The sequence below is a fragment of the Pseudomonas sp. 39004 genome, from assembly GCF_028682155.1.
Classification (GTDB): Bacteria; Pseudomonadota; Gammaproteobacteria; order Pseudomonadales; family Pseudomonadaceae; genus Aquipseudomonas; species Aquipseudomonas capeferrum.
Window position 1 is genome coordinate 1 of record NZ_JANIAG010000277.1, and the last position, 4,421, is coordinate 4,421.

Sequence of the window (4,421 nt, forward strand, 5' to 3'; positions counted from 1 at the left end):
TTTATTTTAAATATGTCGACAAGTAACGATGTTGTAATAAGAAAAGATACAGATAGCATACGGAAAGGCATGGAATATTTTTTCTCTGAGCTTGAGCGGCTCGGCATATATCCATAACTTGGTATTCAGATATTTTGCTTGGCCCCGATAGCAGAACTCGCACTGGCATTTTCTGTAAAAGTGATTGGAATTGCACCGGCCTCGCGCCGGTGTTGTTTTATCTGCTTACCTACGATGATGATCAGCCGGTAGATCGAGTGCGATCCATGACCCCCACCTACCGCCAGATGGAGCTTCGATTTACCGTTGCATTTCCGGTGAGCAGTTCCACGGCAGCAGCGCTTCGTAGTCCTCTACCGACGAGGCATGCGTCAACCGCTCCAGTACGTGGCGCAGCCACGTATAGGGCTCTTGGCCGTTGGCCTTCGCGGTCTCGACCAGGCTGTAGATCTGTGCACTGGCCGTAGCACCCTTGGGCGTGTCGCTGAACAACCAGGCCTTGCGCCCGATGACAAACGGCTTTATCGCACGCTCTGCCAGGTTATTGTCGATCGGCAAATGGCCGGCCTCGACATAGCGTTCCAGCCGGTTCCAGTTGCTCGCCAGGTAATGCACCGCCTTACCCAGCACGCTTTGCGGTGTGACTTGGGACTGCGTCTTGTCCAGCCAGCTTTTCAACTGGCCGAGGATCGGCAGGCTTCTTTCCTGGCGACCGATGAACCGCTGGTCATCGCTGACATCCTTGAGTTCACGCTCGATGCCATACAGCTTGTTGATCATCGCCAGCGCCACATCGGCACGTCCCGTCTTGCCTTTGGGCTGCACCTGCTGCGCCTCGACAAACTTGCGGCGTGCATGAACCATGCACTCCAACCGTTCGACACCGGGCTGTAATGCCAACGCGTTGTAACCGGCGTAATCATCGGTCATGACATAACCGCGATAGCCCTCCAGCAGGCGCAACGGTACCTCCTGCGCACGGCTGGTGGTGTAGTCGAACAACACGACTTGTCGATCAGGTGGGCCGCTGGCCTGCACCCACATCCAGGACTGGCTGGTCGGGTCGCGATCCGGTTCCTTGAGCACCTGCACCCGCGTTTCATCGCAGTGAATCACTGGGTTTTCCAACAACCGCTCACGCATCAGGTTCAGCAGCGGCTGGAAGTGTTCGCTGCACTGGATTACCCAGCGGGCCAAGGTTTTCCGGGGGATTTCGATGCCATGCCGGGACAGTACGCTTTCAAAACGGTGTAGCAGCAGACCATCGACATACTTGGTGGTCAGCAGCATGGCCAGTACGCTGGGGCTGGCCATGCTCTTTTCGATCAACTGGGCTGGCTTGTCGGCTGTGAATGGCGCGCTTTCACACCCACGGCAGCCGTAGACCTTGCGCACATGTTTGAGCACACGGATCTGCATCGGCACGATATCGAGCTGCTCGCTGGTTTCCTCGCCAACCACATGCTTGCGGCAACCGCAGGCACAGGTCAGCTCGTGCTCGGGCAAGTCGTGGATGACTTCGACACGTGGCAGTTCAGCCGACAACGGTGTGCGCTTGCCACGACGTTTGACTGGGGCAACGACTTCTTCGTCCGCATCCTCAACCACGGCCAGCAACGGCTCGCTTTCCGGCTCGTTGAACATTGCCAGTTGCGGTGTATTGGGATCGACCGTCTGCTCGGATTTGCGGTTGAACAGGCGATCACGCAGCAGCTTGATCTGTTCTTTCAGGTCGACGATGTGGGTGGCATAGGCTTCGTTGACTTCCTGCTCGCGCAAGCGTGCTTCGTAGGCCTCAAGCAGCATCTGCTTGAGTAGTACGGGATCGTCTGGAAGGTTGGCGGGCAAGGAAATCATGCCCCGGATTATACCGGGTCAGGCAACGAAACGGGGTGTCAGAACCTGATGTGGAGGGTTGCGCCAGAGGTCGAAGCCGTCGAGTAACCAGTTAAGTTCCTGGACGGTCAGGACGATGGCTTCGTCGGTGGCGTCGGGGGAAGTTTTGAAACGTTCGGCTTCGAGGCGCTTGAGCCAAAGGCAGAAGCCGTTGCGCTCCCAGTACAACACCTTGATGCGGTTACGGGCTTTATTGAGGAAGACGAAAAGTACGGGGTCGAACACGGCGACTTTGATGTCCAGCTCGACCAGGGCGGTGAGGCCGTCGATGGATTTTCGAAAATCCACAGGCTTGGGGTAGAGGTAAACCTTTTCGACTTTGCTGTCGGGACGCATCATGGCGGACCGGCTCCAGAAAGAAATCGGGAGCGCAGCATCGGGTTTCAGGTAGTCGCTTGGAATGTGGGCTTCATGGAGCGGATACGTTACAAAGATCTCAGCCATCTTAGCAATTCGCAGCTTAGGAAAATAGAATATCTTAATGGATCAGGCTCAAGAAAATTCGGACTAAGCAAACACCAAGTGGATACCCTGTTGTTCCTAACAGAAAAAACAGGCGCGCGGGGTCAATGGGTCGCGGTAGGAATAGCGCTCCATCCACTGAACTGGACACCCGCACAGGCGTGGCCGCCATCCTGCGCGCCAACGAAATTCAAGAAGTGCCGTAGCGGCAGGTGCCAAGCCACCCGGCAAGGGCATGCCATGACCCGTCCCAACCGTTATATGGAACCTCTGCGGCCCGGTGCGATAGTGCGGCGGCGCTACTGCGTCGAATAACAACAAGAGGTAAGTCCAATGTCCGTATCGAAACGCTCCGTCGAAGATGCGCCACTCAATGCGTTCCACCGCAAGCTGACGGTCTATTCCGCTGGCGGGCCGTTCCTCGACGGCTATGTGCTGAGCATCATCGGCGTGGCCATGCTGCAGATCACCAATGCCCTGCAACTGTCCGCCTTCTGGGAGGGGCTGATTGCTGCCTCGGCGCTGATCGGGGTGTTCCTTGGGGGGTTTCTGGGGGGGTGGTTCACCGACAAGTACGGGCGCAAGGTGCTGTACCTGGTCGACCTGATCGCCATTGTCGGGTTTTCGGTGGCGCAGTTCTGGGTGGAGTCGGCCTGGGCGTTGTTTGCCTGGCGGCTGTTGATCGGTATCGCGGTGGGCGCCGACTACCCCATCGCCACCTCGCTGCTGGCCGAGTTCCTGCCACGCAAGCAACGCGGGCCGCTGCTGGCCGCGATGGTGCTGATGTGGTTCGCCGGGGCCGCTGCTGCCTACATGGTCGGTGAGCTGTTGCTGCGTGTCGGCGGCGACGACGGCTGGCGCTGGGTACTGGCCAGTGCGTTGGTGCCGGGTGCCTTGTTCCTGATTGCCCGTAGCGGCACGCCGGAATCACCACGCTGGCTGCTGAGCAAAGGCCGCACTGCCGAGGCGGATGCAGTGATCAAGCGGGTTTATGGCCCGGACTACTCCATTGCCGACCTGCCGGAGCAAGTCAGCGACAAACCCGTATCGGTGTGGTCGCTGTTCCACTCCGGCTACGGCAAGCGCATGGCCTTCGTCACGCTGTTCTGGACGTGCGCCATCGTGCCGCTGTTCGCCATCTACGCGTTCGCCCCGAAGGTGCTGCAGGCGCTGAAGCTCACCGGTGACTGGGCGGCCTATGGCTCGATCGCCATCACCTTGCTGTTCACCCTGGGCTGCCTGGTGGCCACCAAGCTGATCAACCGCCTGGGGCGGCGCAAGATGCTGATCCACAGCTTCCTCTGGTCGGGCATGTCGCTGTTGCTGCTGGGCCTGTTCCCCGATGCATCACCCACCACCGTGCTGGTGCTGTTTGGCGCCTACGCGGTGCTGATTGGCGGTGCTCAGGTGCTGGAATACGTCTACCCCAACGAACTGTTCCCCACCGAAATCCGCGCCTCCGCCGTGGGCCTGGCCACTTCGCTGTCGCGTGTTGGCGCGGCCGTGGGTACCTACCTGGTGCCGATCTCGCTGGTGTCCTACGGCATTGCCAACACCATGTTCGCCGCCGCCTTGATCTCGCTGTTCGGTGCACTGATCTCGTGGTGGCTGGCACCAGAGACCAGCAAGCTCGACCTGCAACAGGCCGCCGCGCTGGGCAGCACCCGTACTGCACCGTCTCCGTCTCACAAAACTGTCGCTCGTAAAGCCTGAAGGAGCCCTTCCATGACTCAAGTACTTACCGTTGTACGCAATGCCGCTGCTTCGCCCTTGGGCGCACCCGCCCCTGCCCGCCTGCCGATCGGCGAACCGATTGCCCAGGCCGCCACGGCGCAGGAGCAGACCGATGAAGCGGTCGGCGCCAGCATCGGCGTCTGGGAAAGCAGCCCGGGGGTGTTCCGCCGCTACCTGAAAAACCGTGAGTTCAGCCACATCGTCAGCGGCAGCTGCACCTTCACCCCGGACGGCGGCGAGCCGGTCGAGCTGCGGGCGGGCGACGCGGTATTGTTCCCGGAGAACTGCGAAGGCGTGTGGGACATCCACGAGACCCTGCGCAAGACTTA

The 4,421-nt window shown here is 59.6% G+C and carries 4 protein-coding genes; 2 read left to right on the forward strand and 2 right to left on the reverse strand.

From position 1 onward, the window contains the following. Positions 1-300: 300 nt before the first annotated feature. The gene (tnpC, locus tag NP534_RS25860; RefSeq protein ID WP_274100609.1) at positions 301-1,857 is read right to left on the reverse strand and encodes an IS66 family transposase; all 1,557 of its coding nucleotides are present in this window, start codon (positions 1,855-1,857) and stop codon (positions 301-303) included. A gap of 18 nt (positions 1,858-1,875) precedes the next feature. Beyond that, positions 1,876-2,340: an IS66 family insertion sequence element accessory protein TnpB gene (tnpB, locus tag NP534_RS25865; protein ID WP_274100610.1), complete on the reverse strand. Its 465-nt coding sequence runs from the start codon at positions 2,338-2,340 to the stop codon at positions 1,876-1,878. A gap of 351 nt (positions 2,341-2,691) precedes the next feature. Here tnpB and NP534_RS25870 point away from each other — a divergent pair, with 351 nt between their 5' ends. Beyond that, positions 2,692-4,071, forward strand: a complete 1,380-nt coding sequence (locus tag NP534_RS25870; protein WP_274100611.1) for an MFS transporter — start codon at positions 2,692-2,694, stop codon at positions 4,069-4,071. Between the two features lie 12 nt (positions 4,072-4,083). Beyond that, a partial coding sequence (locus NP534_RS25875; protein WP_274100612.1) for a cupin domain-containing protein occupies positions 4,084-4,421 on the forward strand: 338 nt, incomplete at its 3' end.

Excerpts from the sequence above, each read along its gene's own strand:
- tnpC (WP_274100609.1), bottom strand. The coding sequence starts at position 1,857 with ATGATTTCCTTGCCCGCCAACCTTCCAGACGATCCCGTACTACTCAAG.
- NP534_RS25870 (WP_274100611.1), top strand. The coding sequence starts at position 2,692 with ATGTCCGTATCGAAACGCTCCGTCGAAGATGCGCCACTCAATGCGTTC.
- tnpB (WP_274100610.1), bottom strand. The coding sequence starts at position 2,340 with ATGGCTGAGATCTTTGTAACGTATCCGCTCCATGAAGCCCACATTCCA.